Here is a 17640-nt window from a genome sequence, read left to right as displayed (position 1 = left end):
GCGGAACTCGCCGAAATACTTCGTGATCGCCGCCGTCAGCGACGTCTTCCCATGGTCAACGTGACCAATCGTGCCGATGTTCACATGCGGCTTGTTACGCTCGAATTTGCTCTTGGCCATTGCGGCACTCCATCAAATCATTCGTTCGGCTCACATGAGCCAACAGGGATTCGCCTTCGCCGAAGCGTCAGGCGAACTTCTTCTGGATCTCTTCCGCGACCTGGTTCGGAACCTGCTCGTAGTGATCGAACTGCATCGAGTACTGGGCCCGGCCCTGAGACATCGAACGCAGAGTGTTCACATAACCGAACATGTTCGCGAGGGGAACCATCGCGTTGACAACAGTCGCGATTCCCCGCGACTCCGTGCCCTGGATCTGGCCGCGGCGGCTGTTCAAGTCGCCGATCACGTCACCGACATAGTCTTCCGGCGTGACAACTTCGACCTTCATGATCGGCTCGAGAAGCTTCGGACCGGCCTTCTGGATGGCTTCGCGGAAGCCAGCGCGCGAGGCGATTTCGAAGGCCAGAACCGAGGAGTCGACATCGTGGTAGGCACCGTCGATAAGCTCGGCCTTGATGTCGACCATCGGGAAGCCCGCGAGCGGACCCGAGGTCATCACCGAAGCGATGCCCTTCTGAACGCCCGGCACGTATTCCTTCGGAACCGCACCGCCGATGATCTTCGATTCGAAGACATAGCCCGTGGTCGGCTCGCCCGGCTCGATGTGCAGCTTTACACGAGCGAACTGGCCGGTACCACCGGTCTGCTTCTTGTGCGTGTAGTCGACATCCGCCGCGCGGGTGATCGTCTCACGATAGGCGACCTGCGGGGCGCCGATATTCGCTTCGACCTTGAACTCGCGCTTCATGCGATCGACGAGAATGTCGAGATGCAGCTCGCCCATGCCGGCGATGATCGTCTGGCCGGACTCTTCGTCCGTCTTGACGCGGAACGAAGGATCTTCAGCGGCCAAGCGGTTGAGCGCGAGGCCCATCTTTTCTTGGTCGCCCTTGGTCTTCGGCTCGATCGCGATCTCGATGACCGGATCGGGGAATTCCATGCGCTCCAGAATGACCGGCTTCAGCGGATCGCAAAGCGTGTCGCCCGTGGTGACTTCCTTGAGACCGGCGAGAGCGACGATGTCGCCCGCGAACGCCTCTTCGATGTCTTCACGCGAGTTCGAGTGCATCTGCAGCATACGGCCGATGCGTTCGCGCTTTTCCTTCACCGTGTTCTGGACGCCGGTGCCCTTGGTGAGCTTACCGGAATAGATGCGGCAGAAGGTGAGCGAACCGACGAACGGGTCGTTCATGATCTTGAAGGCGAGCATCGAGAGAGGCTCGTCATCAGACGAAACGCGCGTCGTCTCGGTCTCGTTCTTCGGGTCGATGCCCTTGATCGCCGGCACGTCGACCGGCGACGGCAGGAAGTCCACGACGCCGTCGAGCAGGGGCTGAACGCCCTTGTTCTTGAAAGCCGAGCCGCAGAAGATCGGCGTGAACGTGACTTCGCAGGTGCCCTTGCGGATCAGCGCGCGGAGCTTGTCGTTATCCGGCATGTTGCCTTCGAGATAGGCTTCCATCGCGGCTTCGTCGACTTCCACCGCGGTCTCGATCATGAGCTCGCGATATTCCTGCGCCTGATCGGCGAGGTCGGCGGGGATCTCAACGACATCCCACTGAGCGCCGAGAGACTCGTCGCGCCAGACCAGCGCCTTCATCTCGATCAGATCGACGACGCCCTTGAACTCGTTCTCGGCACCGATCGGCAGTTGGACGACGATCGGACGCGCGCCGAGGCGAGTCTTGATCATGTCCACGCAGCGGAAGAAGTCCGCGCCTGTCTTGTCCATCTTGTTGACGAACATCATACGGGGAACGTGATACTTGTCGGCCTGACGCCAGACCGTTTCGGTCTGCGGCTCGACACCGGCGTTCGCGTCCAGAAGAGCGATCGCCCCATCGAGAACGCGGAGCGAGCGCTCGACTTCGATCGTGAAGTCGACGTGTCCCGGCGTGTCGATGATGTTGAACCGACGCATCTTCTCGTCGCGACCCTTCCAGAAGGTCGTGGTCGCAGCAGACGTGATCGTAATGCCGCGCTCCTGCTCCTGCTCCATCCAGTCCATGGTCGCGGCGCCGTCATGCACTTCGCCGATCTTATGGGACTTGCCGGTGTAGTAGAGGATCCGCTCGGTCGTGGTCGTCTTGCCGGCATCGATGTGGGCCATGATGCCGAAATTGCGGTAGTCTTCGATCTTATATTCGCGGGCCATCGGGCGTCGCCTTTCGGATTGAAGCCGGACTTACCAGCGGTAGTGCGAGAACGCGCGGTTCGCTTCTGCCATACGGTGCGTGTCTTCGCGCTTCTTCACGGCGCTGCCGCGATTGTTCGCCGCATCCATGAGCTCGCCCGACAGACGATCCACCATCGTGGTCTCGTTGCGGTTGCGCGCGGCCGTGATGAGCCAACGGATGGCCAGAGCCTGGCGGCGCTCGGGACGAACATCGACCGGGACCTGATAGGTCGCACCACCGACGCGGCGCGAACGGACTTCCACATGGGGAGCGACGTTCTCGAGCGCCTGATGGAAGATGCCGATGGCATCCTGGCGGGTCTTTTCGCCCATGACGTCGAACGCGCCGTAGACGATGCGCTCCGCCACCGACTTCTTGCCGTCATACATGACGGCGTTCATGAACTTCGTAACAACCAGATCACCGAACTTCGGATCCGGATTGATCTCGCGCTTTTCTGCAGAGTGACGACGGGACATCGAATGCTCTCTCTAAATCGTTCGGTCGGGCTTACTTCGGACGCTTCGCGCCGTACTTCGAACGACGCTGACGACGATCCTTGACGCCCTGGGTATCGAGCACGCCACGAATGATGTGGTAGCGCACACCCGGAAGATCCTTCACGCGGCCGCCGCGGATCATGACCACGGAGTGCTCCTGAAGGTTATGCCCCTCGCCGGGGATGTAGCCGATGACCTCGAAGCCATTGACCAGACGCACCTTGGCGACCTTACGCAGAGCCGAGTTCGGCTTCTTCGGGGTCGTGGTGTAAACGCGAGTGCAAACGCCGCGCTTCTGGGGATTGGCTTGGAGAGCCGGAACCGTATTGCGCTCGCTCGGGCGGACGCGGGGCTTCCGGATCAGCTGGTTGATGGTCGGCATTCCAACCTTCCTTCTTCTCAAATCTCGGTTCGAAACGATCGGCACTTGCCGCGATTCGGTCCGCATAGTTCATACGCGAAACCGGGCGTCGACCTCACATAATAAGAGGTCTGCCCGGGAATGATGCAGAGGATCGCAGGCAAAACCGCGATCATGCGACCAGCAATGGTGCGTCTCGTTGAACGAAGCCTTGTTTAAGGAGCCATTCCCGAGCGCGTCGCTCCGGGGAATATCGTGCCTTACATCGGCTCTGTTGGCGGGTGTTTAACGATTCCGCGACGGCGCGTCAAGCCCCGTTCCACCACGTGCTCTTGACAACCTGAACTCAGGCACCAAGCCGTCGGCATAAAGAAAAGGGCGCCGAGCGGCGCCCTCCCCTGTCTTGGGTCACGACCAGATTACTCGGCCGCGTTGGTCATGTTCGTCAGCAGGCGGTCCGCGCTCGGCGACGCCGAAGCCTTGCGGCGATCGTCGATGATCAGATCGTCACGCGACGAGGCGATGCGACGAACCTGGGTCATCATGCCGCCCGTACCCGCCGGGATGAGACGGCCGACGATAACGTTTTCCTTGAGCCCCTGCAGCGTATCCATCTTGCCGGCGACCGCCGCTTCCGTAAGGACGCGTGTGGTCTCTTGGAAGGACGCCGCCGAGATGAAGCTAGGCGTCTGCAGCGAGGCCTTGGTGATGCCGAGGAGGACCGGGTTGCCGGAAGCCGGCTTCTTGCCCTCTTCCACCAGACGCTCGTTGACTTCGGCCAGCTCGATCCGATCGACATTGTCGCCCGGAATGTAGCCGGAGTCACCGGACTCAACGATTTCGACCTTCTGCAGCATCTGGCGAACGATCACCTCGATGTGCTTGTCGTTGATCAACACGCCCTGCAGCCGGTAGACTTCCTGGATTTCGTTGACGAGGTAGCTTGCCAGCGCCTCGACACCTCGAATGGCCAGAATGTCGTGCGGCGCCGGGTTGCCATCGAGAATGTGGTCGCCCTTCTCGATCATGTCGCCTTCCTGAAGATGGAAGGGCTTGCCCTTCGGGATCAGGTATTCGACAGGTTCGATGCCATCCTCATGCGGTTCGATGATGATGCGGCGCTTGTTCTTGTAGTCGCGGCCGAACCGGATCGTGCCGTCGATCTCCGCGATGATGGCGTTGTCCTTCGGACGACGCGCTTCGAAGAGTTCGGCGACGCGCGGCAGACCGCCCGTGATGTCCTTGGTCTTCGCGCTTTCCATCGGAATACGCGAAAGAACGTCACCGGCGCGCACCTTCGAGCCCGGCTCGACAGAGAGGATCGCGTCCACCGAGAGGAGGTAGCGAGCGTCCGTGCCACGCTGAAGCTTGGCGATGGTCCCGTCCTCCTTCCGGATGACGAGCGCAGGCTTCAGGTCCGATCCGCGCGGGTTCGCACGCCAGTCGATAACCTGACGCTTGGTGATACCGGTCGACTCGTCGGCCTGTTCCGAAACCGAGAGACCTTCCACAAGGTCCTCGAACTCCACAACACCGTCCATTTCGGTCAGAACCGGGCGGGTATAGGGGTCCCACTCGGCGATACGCTGGCCGCGACGCACCTGATCGCCATCGTCCACGAAGATCCGCGAACCGTAGGTGACACGGTGCGAAGCACGTTCCTTGCCCGACGGATCGAGGATCAGGATCGCCATGTTGCGGCCCATGGCCACGAGACGGCCTTCGGAATCGCGCACCACGTTGCGGTTGCGGATCTGGACGCTGCCCTCATAGGAAGCTTCCAGGAACGACTGATCGACCACCTGTGCCGTGCCGCCCATGTGGAACGTACGCATGGTGAGCTGCGTGCCCGGCTCGCCGATCGACTGAGCCGCGATGACGCCAACCGCCTCGCCCATGTTAACGGGCGTGCCGCGCGCCAGATCGCGACCGTAGCAGACCGCGCAGATACCCGTACGCACTTCGCAGGTCAGCGCCGAGCGGATCTTCACCGATTGAACGCCAGCCTTCTCGATGATGTCGACATCCCGCTCCTCGACCGTGACACCGCCCTTCACGAGGACGTCGCCGGTCACCGGGTGGAGGATGTCCTCCAGCGCGGTGCGGCCGAGAATGCGCTGGCCGAGCGTCGCCACGACCTGACCCGCATCCACGATGGGCTGCATCGTCAGACCGTTCGGCGTGCCGCAATCGGTCTGCGTGATGATGCAGTCCTGCGCCACGTCGACCAGACGACGCGTGAGGTAACCCGAGTTCGCCGTCTTCAACGCCGTATCCGCAAGGCCCTTACGGGCACCGTGGGTGGAGTTGAAGTATTCGAGAACCGTCAGACCTTCCTTGAAGTTCGAGATGATCGGCGTTTCGATGATCTCGCCCGACGGCTTGGTCATCAGGCCGCGCATCGCGCCGAGCTGACGCATCTGCGTGGGCGAACCGCGCGCGCCGGAGTGCGACATCATGTAAATCGAGTTCATCGGCTTCTGCCGCCCCGTCTCCGGATTGAACTCGATCGCACGAATGCGGCTCATCATCTCGTCGGCGATCTTGTCCGTGCACTTGGCCCAGGCGTCGACGACCTTGTTGTACTTTTCGCCCTGCGTGATCAGGCCGTCATTGTACTGCTGCTCGTATTCCTTCGCGAGCGTCTGTGTCTCACCGATCAGCTTCGGCTTGGTATCCGGGATGACCATGTCGTCCTTGCCGAACGAAATGCCGGCGAGGCAGGCATGCTTGAAGCCGAGCTGCATGATGCGATCGCAGAAGATCACCGTGTCCTTCTGACCGCAGTGGCGGTAGACGGTGTCGATCATCTTCGAGATATTCTTCTTCGTCATCAGGTCGTTGGCGATGTCGAAGGTGATCTTGTGCGTCTTCGGCAGGAGCTGGCCGATGAGCATACGACCCGGTGTCGTCTCGTAGATTTTGGACGTTTCGTTGCCGTCCTTGTCGATCGAACGGATGCGGCCACGAATCTTCGTATGCAGCGTCACGACCTTCGAGGCGATCGCATGCTCGAGTTCGCCGATGTCGGAGAAGGCCATGCCCTGTCCCGGCTCGTTCTCGTTCATGATCGAGAGATAGTAGAGGCCGAGAACCATGTCCTGCGACGGCACGATGATCGGCAGACCATTGGCCGGATGCAGGATGTTGTTGGTCGACATCATGAGGACGCGCGCTTCCAGCTGCGCCTCGATCGACAGGGGAACGTGCACGGCCATCTGGTCGCCGTCGAAGTCCGCGTTGAAGGCCGTGCAGACCAGCGGATGCAGCTGGATCGCCTTGCCTTCGATCAGCACGGGCTCGAATGCCTGGATGCCCAGACGGTGCAAAGTCGGCGCGCGGTTCAGAAGAACCGGATGCTCGCGGATGACCTCGTCGAGGATATCCCAGACTTCCGGGCGCTCCTTCTCGACCAGCTTCTTGGCCTGCTTCACCGTGGAGGAGAAGCCCTTGGCGTCGAGGCGCGCGTAGATGAAGGGCTTGAACAGCTCAAGCGCCATCTTTTTCGGAAGGCCGCACTGGTGCAGCTTCAGGCTCGGACCGGTCACGATGACCGAGCGGCCGGAATAATCGACGCGCTTGCCGAGCAGGTTCTGACGGAAGCGGCCCTGCTTTCCCTTCAGCATGTCTGACAGCGACTTCAGCGGACGCTTGTTGGCGCCCGTGATGACGCGGCCGCGGCGGCCGTTGTCGAACAGCGCATCCACCGCTTCCTGAAGCATGCGCTTCTCGTTGCGGATGATGATGCCCGGCGCGCGCAGTTCGATCAGCCGCTTCAGGCGGTTGTTGCGGTTGATGACGCGGCGATACAGATCGTTCAGATCGGACGTCGCGAAGCGACCGCCATCGAGCGGTACGAGCGGACGCAGATCGGGCGGGATCACCGGGATCACGCTCATGATCATCCACTCCGGACGGTTGCCCGACTCCAGGAAGTTCTCGACGATCTTCAGCCGCTTCATCAGCTTCTTGGTCTTGAGCTCGGACGTCGTCGTCGCGAGCTCCTCGCGCAGATCGCCGGCGATCCGCTCGAGATCCATCGAAGCCAGGAGTTCCTGGATCGCCTCGGCGCCGATCAGCGCGGTGAACGAATCCTCGCCATATTCGTCAACCGCGATCAGATACTCTTCTTCCGAGAGGAGCTGATGCTCCTTCAGGGCAGTGAGACCAGGCTCGGTGACGATGTAGTTCTCGAAATACAGGACGCGCTCGATATCCTTCAGCGTCATGTCGAGCAGCGTGCCGATGCGGCTCGGAAGCGACTTCAGGAACCAGATATGCGCGACCGGCGCGGCCAGCTCGATATGGCCCATGCGCTCGCGCCGCACGCGCGAGAGGGTGACCTCGACGCCGCACTTTTCGCAAATGATGCCCTTGTACTTCATGCGCTTGTACTTGCCGCACAAGCACTCGTAGTCCTTGATCGGGCCGAAGATACGCGCGCAGAACAGGCCGTCACGCTCGGGCTTGAACGTGCGGTAGTTGATCGTTTCCGGCTTCTTGATCTCGCCGAACGACCAGGACAGGATCTTTTCCGGGCTCGCGATCGAGATCCGGATCGAGTCGAACGTTTGCGCCTGCACCTGAGGATTGAAGAGATTCATAACCTCTTGGTTCATGGTGCTGTCTCCTTATGAGGCCCGGGGCCTCTCCATGCACCGGGCGGAGCCGGCGCCAAGAACGATTCCGCAAAGACCGATCGGCCCCCAGACATTGGGCGCCGATCCTGACCGCACAAGGCGGCGTTTGCGAGGCGGCCTATTCGGCCGCGTCGGGCAGCCCTTCCACAGGGGACCCGGAGTAAGGCAGTTCAGCCACCGTGTTCGACAGATCGACGTCGAGGCCGAGCGAGCGCATTTCCTTGACGAGAACGTTGAAGCTCTCGGGAATGCCCGACTCGAACGCGTCATCGCCACGCACGATCGACTCGTAGACCTTGGTGCGACCCGCCACGTCGTCCGACTTCACGGTCAGCATTTCCTGCAGCGTATAGGCGGCACCATAGGCTTCGAGCGCCCAGACCTCCATTTCGCCGAAGCGCTGGCCGCCGAACTGCGCCTTGCCGCCCAGCGGCTGCTGAGTGACGAGCGAGTACGGGCCGATCGAACGGGCGTGGATCTTGTCGTCCACGAGGTGGTGCAGCTTCAGCATGTAGATGTAGCCGACCGTGACCTGACGATCGAAGGGCTCGCCCGTACGACCGTCATGCAAAGTGACCTGACCGGAGCCATTCAGACCGGCCTTTTCGAGCATCTCCACGATGTCGCGCTCGTTCGCACCGTCGAAGACCGGCGTTGCGATCGACACGCCCTTGCGGAGCTGCTTGGCCAGCGTGACGACGGATTCCTCGTCATACTGCGCCACGCGCTCGTTGCGTTCGCTCTCGCCCATCAGTTCGGCGATCTCGTTGCGCAGCGGAGCTACATCATGCGTCTGCTGGTAAGCCTCGAGCAGATCACCGATCTGGCGTCCCATGCCGGCGCAAGCCCAGCCGAGATGCGTCTCGAGAATCTGACCGACATTCATGCGCGACGGCACGCCCAGCGGGTTCAGAACGATGTCGACATGCGTGCCATCGGCGGTGAACGGCATGTCCTCAACCGGAACGATGCGCGAGACGACGCCCTTGTTGCCGTGACGGCCGGCCATCTTGTCGCCCGGCTGGATCTTGCGCTTGACCGCGACGAAGACCTTCACCTGCTTCATGACGCCCGGAGGCAGTTCGTCGCCGCGCTGGACCTTCTCGACCTTGTCCATGAAGCGCTGTTCGAGCGTCTTCTTGGACTCGTCGTAGACGGACCGCAGCCCTTCGAGTTCGCCTTGCATCCGCTCGTCTTCGACGGCGAACATCCACCATTGCGAGCGGGGATACTCGTTCATCACGTCGGGCGAGATCTGCGTCCCCTTGCGGAAGCCACGCGGACCGGCGACACCCGCCTGCCCGTTCAGCATCTCGACCAGACGGCCATACACGTTACGGTCGAGAATGGCCTGCTCGTCGTCGCGATCCTTGGCGAGACGCTCTATCTCCTCGCGCTCGATCGCCATCGCGCGCTCGTCTTTTTCCACACCATGGCGGTTGAAGACGCGCACTTCCACGACCGTGCCGTAGGTGCCGGGAGGCATACGGTTCGAGGTGTCGCGAACGTCGGAGGCCTTTTCACCGAAGATGGCGCGCAGAAGCTTTTCTTCCGGCGTCATCGGGCTTTCGCCCTTCGGCGTGATCTTACCGACCAGGATGTCGCCGGGCTGCACTTCCGCACCGATATAGACGATGCCCGCTTCGTCGAGATTCTTCAGCGCTTCTTCCGACACGTTCGGAATGTCGCGTGTGATTTCCTCAGGGCCGAGCTTGGTGTCGCGCGCCATGACCTCGAATTCCTCGATATGAATCGAGGTGAAGACGTCGTCGGCGACGATGCGCTCGGACAGGAGGATCGAGTCCTCGTAGTTGTAGCCATTCCACGGCATGAACGCGACGAGCACGTTCCGGCCGAGGGCGAGATCGCCGAGATCTGTCGACGGACCGTCCGCGATGATGTCGCCGCGACGCACCCGGTCGCCCATCTTCACCAGCGGGCGCTGGTTGATGCAGGTCGACTGGTTCGAACGCTGGAACTTCATCAGGCGATAGATGTCGACGCCCGAACGACCGCCTTCAAGGTCTTCCGTCGCGCGGATAACGATACGCGTCGCATCCACCTGATCGACCACACCGCCGCGACGCGCCGCGATGGCAGCACCCGAGTCGCGCGCCACGACGGCTTCCATGCCGGTGCCGACGAACGGCGCTTCGGCGCGCACCAACGGCACGGCCTGACGCTGCATGTTCGAGCCCATGAGAGCGCGGTTCGCGTCGTCGTTCTCAAGGAACGGGATGAGCGCGGCGGCTACCGACACGAGCTGCTTCGGCGACACGTCCATCAGATCGACGTTCTCGCGCGGCGTCATCATCACATCGCCGGAATGACGGCAGATGACGGAGTCTTCGGCAAAGCGCATGTCATCCGTCAGGATGGCGTTGGCCTGCGCGACGTAGTGCTTCGACTCTTCCATCGCCGAGAGATAGACGACGTCGCCCGTCACCTTCCCGTCCACGACGCGGCGATACGGGCTTTCGATGAAGCCGTACTTGTTGACGCGTGCGAACGTCGCCAGCGAGTTGATCAGACCGATATTCGGGCCTTCCGGCGTTTCGATCGGGCAGATACGGCCGTAATGCGTCGGGTGCACGTCGCGCACTTCGAAGCCGGCGCGCTCGCGGGTCAGACCACCGGGGCCGAGCGCCGAGAGACGACGCTTGTGCGTGATCTCGGAGAGCGGGTTGGTCTGATCCATGAACTGCGATAGCTGCGACGAGCCGAAGAACTCGCGCACGGCGGCGGCCGCCGGCTTCGCGTTGATCAGGTCCTGCGGCATGACGGTGTCGATCTCGACCGACGACATGCGCTCCTTGATCGCGCGCTCCATGCGAAGCAGACCGACGCGGTACTGGTTCTCCATGAGCTCGCCGACCGAACGCACGCGGCGATTGCCGAGATTGTCGATGTCGTCGATCTCGCCCTTGCCGTCGCGCAGGTCCACGAGCAGGCGAACCACCGCAAGAATGTCTTCCTTGCGCAGGACGCGAACCGTATCCTCGGCGTTGACGTCGAGACGCATGTTCATCTTGACGCGACCGACGGCCGACAGGTCGTAGCGCTCGGCATCGAAGAACAGCGACTGGAACATGGCTTCCGCCGTTTCCATCGTCGGCGGCTCGCCGGGGCGCATGACGCGGTAGATGTCGAACAGCGCGTCCTGGCGATTCTCATTCTTGTCGGCCGCCAGCGTATTGCGAATATAGGCGCCGACCGTCACGTGATCGATGTCGAGAACGGGAACGTCCTCGTAGCCTGCGTCGAGCAGAACCTTGAGGGTCTTCTCGTCGATCTCGTCGCCCGCTTCGAGATAGATTTCGCCCGTCGCGAAATTCACGACGTCCTCGGCGAGATAATTGCCGAACAGGTCCTCGTCGGTGGCGCGCAGAGCCACGACGCCGCGCTCCTTCATCTGGCGCGCCTGACGAGCGGTCACCTTCTTGCCGGCTTCGACCAGCACTTCGCCGGAATCAGCGTCGATCAGGTCGGTGATCGCCTTCTGGCCGCGCACGCGCTCGACCGAGAACGGAATCCGCCAGCCGTCCTTGCCCTTCTCGAACTTCACCACATTGTAGAAGGTCGAGAGGATCTCTTCGCCATCCATGCCCAGCGCCATGAGGAGCGAGGTCACGGGGATCTTGCGGCGCCGGTCGATGCGCGCGAACACGATGTCCTTGGCGTCGAACTCAATGTCGAGCCAGGAGCCGCGATAGGGGATGACGCGCGCGGCAAAGAGCAGCTTGCCGGACGAGTGCGACTTGCCCTTGTCATGGTCGAAGAAGACGCCCGGCGAGCGGTGCATCTGCGAGACGATGACGCGCTCCGTGCCGTTGACGATGAAGGTGCCGTTCATCGTCATGAGCGGCATGTCGCCCATGTAGACGTCCTGCTCCTTGATGTCCTTGATGGACTTGGAGCCCGTATCCTCGTCGACATCGAACACGATGAGGCGCAGCGTCACCTTCAGCGGAGCAGCGTAGGTCAGGTCGCGCTGGCGGCACTCATCGACGTCGAATTTCGGCTGCTCGAACTCGTACTTGACGAATTCCAGCATGGAATGGCCGGCAAAGTCGGAAATCGGGAAAACGGAGCGGAAAACGGACTGCAGCCCCTCGTCGGGACGCCCGCCTTCGGGCTCGTCCACCATGAGGAACTGATCATAGGACGCCTTCTGAACCTCAATGAGATTGGGCATCTCGGCGACTTCGGGGATGGACCCGAAGAATTTGCGTACGCGCCTGCGACCGCTAAACGTCGTCGTCTGAGACATCGTCGCTCCTTGCTCTCGTCAGCGCCCTTGACCGAAGGGCTGAACTATACTGTCCTCCCCGCCGGGGAGAAACGCCTGTCGCGGTGGGCCCGCCGCTCGGCGTTAGACTGTGGGGACCAGAGGCCGGTCCGTGTCTCCCGAAAGCCGAAGCCCGACTCTCGGGAGACACGCACGCCTGGAGCGGAGGTGCCGCCCCGAGCACGGAAGGCGGAACGGCAAACTGCCGTCCCGCCCGCCATTTTCATGCGCAAGACGCCAAGAAGGCGGTCTTACTTGACGTCGACCTTCGCGCCAGCCTTCTCGAGCTGGTCCTTGATCTTGGCAGCTTCGTCCTTCGAGACGGCTTCCTTGACCGGCTTCGGAGCGCCGTCGACGAGATCCTTGGCTTCCTTAAGGCCGAGGCCCGTGATCGCACGGACTTCCTTGATGACGTTGATCTTGTTCGCGCCGGCTTCGGCGAGGATCACGTCGAACTCGGTCTTCTCTTCGACTTCAGCCACCGGGCCAGCGCCGCCAGCGGCGGCAACGGCGACGGGAGCTGCAGCGGAGACGCCCCACTTCTCTTCGAGCATCTTCGAGAGCTCAGCAGCCTCGAGGACGGTCAGGCTCGACAGGTCTTCAACGATCTTGGCGAGATCAGCCATAGTAGTCTTCCTTTACAGTTCGAATGTTCTGAATGCAGCGAGGAACAAGCCTCACGCCGCTTCGTCCTTCTTGGCATAGGCCGAGAACACGCGCGCGAGCTGAGCCGCGGGTGCCGCAACGACGGCTGCGATGCGGGTCGCCGGGGTCTGGATCATGCCCAGCAGCTTTCCGCGCAGTTCGTCGAGCGACGGAAGGGCGGCCAAAGCCTTGACCCCTTCCGCATCGAGGGCCGTGGTGCCCATCGCACCGCCGAGGATCACGAGCTTGTCGTTCCCCTTGGCGAAGTCGTTGGCCACCTTCGGAGCCGCAATCGGATCGGCGGAATAGGCGATCAGGGTCTGGCCCTGAAACAATCCGTCGATCTTTTCGGCGTCCGTGCCTTGAAGAGCAATTTGGGCGAGGCGGTTCTTCGCGACTTTGACGGTTCCACCCTGCGCACGCATCTTCGTACGAAGATCGTTCATCTGCGCGACGGTGAGACCGGCATAACGAGCCACCACGATCGAACCGGACGCCTTGAAGGCTCCGTTCAGCTCGGTGACGAACTCGCGCTTTTCCGCTCTGTCCACTGCCACTCTCCAGTTGGAACTTACCCTTGCGAGCAAGTTCCGGTTGCCGTTTGCCGTTCGGCGAACCGAACGACGCTCGAGGATCCTGTCCCCTTGGCTTCCCTGGGTCCGCATGGGAACCGTAGACAACACAAGGCATTCAGAGGTTCGAACCGAAGGTCTTGGCCAAGGGCCAACGAATTCGGATCTTTCCCCGTCTCATGCAGGCTCGTGGATTAAGACCCCTCGGAACATCCGAATGGTCGCCCGCAATCTTGGACAGGAAGCGAGGCTTCGCGAGAAGCCTCACCTATCCGAGCCGCTCTCGCGACTCGAGATGATGTTGGAAGGACGGGATATGCCCCCTGTCCTTCCGAATTGCAATCAGGCGACCGGACGAACCGTCGCGGGGTCGACCTTGATGCCGGGACCCATGGTCGAGGAGACCGCGATGCGCTGGACATAATTGCCCTTGGCGCCCGACGGCTTCGCCTTGGTGACGGCGTCCGCGAAAGCGCGGATGTTCTCGAGCAGCGCGTCCGCGCCGAACGAGGCCTTGCCGACGCCAGCGTGAATGATGCCGGCCTTCTCGACGCGGAACTCGACCGCACCGCCCTTCGACGCCTTGACGGCGGCGGCGACGTCCATGGTCACCGTGCCGACGCGCGGGTTTGGCATCAGACCGCGCGGGCCAAGGACCTTACCGAGGCGGCCGACGAGGCCCATCATGTCGGGCGTCGCGATAGCGCGATCGAAGTCGATCTGACCGCCCTGAACCTGCTCGACCAGCTCTTCCGCGCCGACGATGTCGGCGCCGGCAGCGCGGGCTTCGTCAGCCTTGGCACCGCGCGCGAAGACCGCGACGCGGACCGTACGGCCCGTGCCGTTCGGCAGATTGACGACGCCACGAACCATCTGGTCCGCATGGCGAGGATCGACGCCGAGATTCATGGCGATTTCGATCGTCTCGTCGAACTTGGCCGTGGAACGCTCCTTCAGGAGGGCGATCGCGTCGGCGAGGTCGTAGAGCTTCTCGCGGTCGATACCCTCGCGGGCCTTCGCAATGCGCTTTGCAATCTTAGCCATCGTCTCAGCCCACCACTTCCAGGCCCATCGAACGAGCCGAGCCCATGACCATGGTCATGGCGGCATCGACGTCATTCGCGTTCAGATCCTTCATCTTCTTCTCGGCGATCTCGCGGACCTGAGCCTGCGTGACCTTGCCGGCAACGACCTTGCCGGGCTCCTTGGAGCCGCTGGTGAGGCCAGCCGCCTTCTTGAGGAAGAAGCTCACGGGAGCCGTCTTCATCACGAAGGTGAAGGACTTGTCGACGTAGTAGGTGATCACGACCGGAACGGGCGATCCCTTCTCCATCTCCTGGGTCTGCGCGTTGAACGCCTTGCAGAACTCCATGATGTTGATGCCGCGCTGACCGAGGGCGGGACCGATCGGGGGCGACGGAGTCGCCGAACCGGCCTTGACCTGCAGCTTAAGCTGGCCTGCTACTTTCTTAGCCATAAGCTTCTGCCTTTTCGTTGTGCCGGCGATCCGGCCTCTGGACCCGAAGGCCCCATGCAGATGTGCGGTTCGGATCTTGGAGAGCCGGCTCAGCCCACCTCACCTTCCGCACGGTCGAGAGCCGCAAGGCTCTCTCGATCAGATCTTCTCGACCTGACCGAATTCGAGATCGACGGGCGTTGCACGGCCGAAGATCGAAACTTCCACTTTCAGGCGCGCCCGCTCATGGTCGACTTCCTGAACCACGCCGTTGAACGATGCGAAAGGCCCATCCGACACGCGGATTTGCTCACCCACATCAAAAGAGATCGAGGCCTTGGGACGCTCGACACCCTCCTGAACCTGACTCAGGATATGCGTGGCCTCTGCCTCGGAAATCGGAACGGGCCGATTGTCCGGACCCAGGAACCCGGTGACCTTCGGCGTGTTCTTGATGAGCGAGAACACCTGATCGGTCAGATCCGCCTTCACCAGCACGTAGCCCGGAAAGAACTTGCGCTCCGAGTCCACCTTACGGCCGCGACGAACTTCCGTCACCTTTTCGGTCGGAACGAGGATCTTCTCGAACTTGTCCGAAAGACCCTTCTGGCGCGCCTGCTCCTCGATGGATTCGGCGACCTTCTTTTCGAAGTTCGAATAGGCGTGGACGATGTACCAGCGAGCGGCCATGAAATTCCTGCGTATAAACGTCTTTTATCGACCAGCGCTCATGATGGCGCCAACCCCATAGCCGATCGCCTGATCCGCCACGAAAAGGAAAGTCGCCGCAAAGGCGACCATGATGAAAACCATAATGGTCGAAATCACCGTCTCGCGACGAGTGGGCCATGTCACCTTCGCGACTTCGGTCCGCACCTGCTGCAGAAACGTAAAAGGATTTGTCTTGGAGGCCATGCACCGCTCACGGCAGAAGGCGCGTAAAGCTGTGTGACCAGCTCCGCGCGCCACGCGTCTGTTAAAAACTACATAAACCGACCCGAACCGATTCACAAGGGGGTCGAAATCATTTTGAACTGAGGGGAAACTGGCAGGGGCAGTAGGGCTCGAACCTACGACCTGCGGTTTTGGAGACCGCCGCTCTACCAACTGAGCTATACCCCTGCGGGGGTCGTCGTGGAGTTGGAGATATCCAGATCGACGCGCTTTTGCAAGCCCTATTGCTGGGCTTGGCGCTCAGCAAGCTTGGCCTTTCGTGTTTTAGGCTTGAGACGGCGTAAAAGCGCGTCGAAGCGACGTTGGGGTCGCGTCAGTTTCAGGAGATCGTCGATCGCCAGATTCGCCCCTTCCAGCCGCTCCGTCAGCACCTCGGCCGCAACGCTCGACACGTCGCCCGGCGTGAACTCGGGGAATCGTCGCGACACCGCGCCGAACAGATCGGGCGCGACGCTGCCCGTCATGTGCAGACGCCCGGAGCGCAGGAGAAGGCGCAGGACGATCTGCTCGAAGGTCCAGTCATGATCGGCGAAGAGCTTCCATTTCTGGCTGCGTCTCGCCGTAAAACCCGCCAGGACGACCTTCGACTCGGGCGCGACCTCAATCAGAAATAGCGCAAGGGCGAAACCGCTCGTCGCCAGATGCGTCTCGGGGTAGAAGCCGGAGAGATCGGCGGACAAATCGAGATGCCCGACGGGCTCGGGAATGGCGAACTCGTCGCTCGGGCTGAATCGCTCCGCCGCGCCGGCCCGTAGATTGCAGATGCCACGGAAGCGCGGCGAGCGAACGAGCTTCGTCACCTCCCCCACTTCGCGGCGATAGACGATGTTGGCGCCCGCCGGGCCGGAGCGCGCCACAAGGAGGCACGGACCGTCGAAGGGCCGATCCAGAACCTTGTAGACCTTATTGAAGAAAACGAAGAGGGCGTCCTCGCCATAGCGCGCGCGCAGATCGTCGATCCGAACCGCGTCGCTATTGGCGATCAGAAGGATGGTCGAAAATCCGCGAAAGAACGTCGCCCAACGGTTGAGCGCGTCTGATTCGCCAGCCTGCGGAAAGCCCTCCGATTTCGTCATTCGGTCAGGCCCTCGGCGCGCGCTGCGTCACATGCAACATGCGCTCGCGCATGGCGAACCATTCCTCGGCATAGTCGTCATTGCGATACTCGTCGAAGTAAGGGCCGCCATCGGTGAAATGGACGTTCTTCGCGCTCGCATCGTGTTCGTATTCGTTGACGAGCCAGTTCCACGCGGCCGGCAGTTCGCCGATCTCATTGTCGCTCTCCAGCCATTTGAACTGGTGAAGCTCCAAGCCCGTCGCGCTGTTCACGAAGTCCGGCGTCAGAGCGCGGCAGCGTGCATTGTTGAAGAGCATGACGCTCGACCAGTTCTTCTTCTCGTACTTGGTCTGCACCTGGCCCAGAAACTTGGTTTCGACCTTCGGCTGGTAGTCGTGCTTCACGCACATGACCGCCGCGCTGTCGTCCCTAAGCGCCCAAAGCTCGGCAATGTCGGCGCGCATCAGCATGTCGCAGTCCATGAACAGGCTCCAGCCCTCGAAGCCGCTGAGATAGGGCACGAGGAAGCGCGAGAACGAGAATTCCGTGGACTGGAGCGCATTGCGCTCGCGCGTGAAGGTCTCGTGCAGATGCGGCAGCACGATGGGCGAGAACAGGACGGGCATCGTCGCGTGCTCGATGATGCTTTGGGCCAGCACGTGGTAGGCGACCACTTCCTTGGAATCGAAGCCAATGAAGACGCGGGCGATTTCGGCAGACATGACGGCATCCTTCCTGTTTCCTGACAGGCTCTAGTCCCCCCGGACCCGGCCAAGCAAGCAAGAACGCTTCCAATCTCCCGGGATGGCAAGACAGTGCCCAAACGAAAACGGGCCCCGAAGGGCCCGCTCGTGCGTTCGAATGAAC

14 protein-coding genes and 1 tRNA gene are annotated in these 17640 nt (G+C 61.7%); all 15 read right to left on the bottom strand.

The window, feature by feature from the left end:
* The coding region (locus AUL36_RS23540; protein ID WP_244496989.1) for a GTP-binding protein at nt 1-120 on the bottom strand (120 nt) is incomplete at its 3' end.
* 67 nt (nt 121-187) lie between these two features.
* Nucleotides 188-2278: an elongation factor G gene (gene fusA, locus AUL36_RS22485; RefSeq protein ID WP_058602088.1), complete on the bottom strand. Its 2091-nt coding sequence runs from the start codon at nt 2276-2278 to the stop codon at nt 188-190.
* 30 nt (nt 2279-2308) lie between these two features.
* Nucleotides 2309-2779: a 30S ribosomal protein S7 gene (rpsG, locus tag AUL36_RS22480; RefSeq protein ID WP_058602089.1), complete on the bottom strand. Its 471-nt coding sequence runs from the start codon at nt 2777-2779 to the stop codon at nt 2309-2311.
* Nucleotides 2780-2810: 31 nt separating this feature from the next.
* Complete coding sequence (gene rpsL / locus AUL36_RS22475; protein ID WP_019998957.1) at nt 2811-3182, bottom strand: 30S ribosomal protein S12; 372 nt, start codon at nt 3180-3182, stop codon at nt 2811-2813.
* A gap of 398 nt (nt 3183-3580) precedes the next feature.
* Entirely contained in the window at nt 3581-7780 is a 4200-nt protein-coding gene (rpoC, locus tag AUL36_RS22470) for a DNA-directed RNA polymerase subunit beta' (protein ID WP_062224436.1), read from the bottom strand.
* 139 nt (nt 7781-7919) lie between these two features.
* A complete protein-coding gene (rpoB, locus tag AUL36_RS22465) occupies nt 7920-12071 on the bottom strand; it encodes a DNA-directed RNA polymerase subunit beta (RefSeq protein ID WP_062224433.1) in 4152 nt (1383 codons plus the stop codon).
* A 269-nt stretch (nt 12072-12340) separates the two neighbouring features.
* Nucleotides 12341-12715 (bottom strand): 50S ribosomal protein L7/L12, encoded by a 375-nt coding sequence (rplL, locus tag AUL36_RS22460; protein WP_058602092.1) that lies wholly within the window; start codon nt 12713-12715, stop codon nt 12341-12343.
* A gap of 51 nt (nt 12716-12766) precedes the next feature.
* Nucleotides 12767-13285, bottom strand: a complete 519-nt coding sequence (rplJ, locus tag AUL36_RS22455; RefSeq protein ID WP_058602093.1) for a 50S ribosomal protein L10 — start codon at nt 13283-13285, stop codon at nt 12767-12769.
* Between the two features lie 363 nt (nt 13286-13648).
* Nucleotides 13649-14350 carry a 50S ribosomal protein L1 gene (gene rplA, locus AUL36_RS22450; RefSeq protein WP_058602094.1) on the bottom strand — a complete coding sequence of 234 codons (702 nt, stop codon included), beginning with the start codon at nt 14348-14350 and terminating at the stop codon, nt 13649-13651.
* Between the two features lie 4 nt (nt 14351-14354).
* A complete protein-coding gene (gene rplK / locus AUL36_RS22445; RefSeq protein ID WP_058602095.1) occupies nt 14355-14783 on the bottom strand; it encodes a 50S ribosomal protein L11 in 429 nt (142 codons plus the stop codon).
* Between the two features lie 138 nt (nt 14784-14921).
* Nucleotides 14922-15452: a transcription termination/antitermination protein NusG gene (nusG, locus tag AUL36_RS22440; protein ID WP_058602096.1), complete on the bottom strand. Its 531-nt coding sequence runs from the start codon at nt 15450-15452 to the stop codon at nt 14922-14924.
* 24 nt (nt 15453-15476) lie between these two features.
* Nucleotides 15477-15677 carry a preprotein translocase subunit SecE gene (gene secE, locus AUL36_RS22435; protein WP_058602097.1) on the bottom strand — a complete coding sequence of 67 codons (201 nt, stop codon included), beginning with the start codon at nt 15675-15677 and terminating at the stop codon, nt 15477-15479.
* A gap of 131 nt (nt 15678-15808) precedes the next feature.
* A tRNA-Trp gene (locus AUL36_RS22430) sits at nt 15809-15884 on the bottom strand.
* A 53-nt stretch (nt 15885-15937) separates the two neighbouring features.
* Nucleotides 15938-16792, bottom strand: a complete 855-nt coding sequence (locus AUL36_RS22425; RefSeq protein WP_062224431.1) for a hypothetical protein — start codon at nt 16790-16792, stop codon at nt 15938-15940.
* A gap of 4 nt (nt 16793-16796) precedes the next feature.
* The gene (locus AUL36_RS22420; protein ID WP_062224429.1) at nt 16797-17495 is read right to left on the bottom strand and encodes a hypothetical protein; all 699 of its coding nucleotides are present in this window, start codon (nt 17493-17495) and stop codon (nt 16797-16799) included.
* Nucleotides 17496-17640 lie beyond the last annotated feature (145 nt).

It is taken from the genome of Aureimonas sp. D3, assembly GCF_001463805.1.
Taxonomy (GTDB): Bacteria; Pseudomonadota; Alphaproteobacteria; order Rhizobiales; family Rhizobiaceae; genus Aureimonas; species Aureimonas ureilytica_A.
The sequence above is the reverse complement of the archived record's forward strand: the minus strand, read 5'-3'. Positions and strand labels throughout refer to the sequence as shown.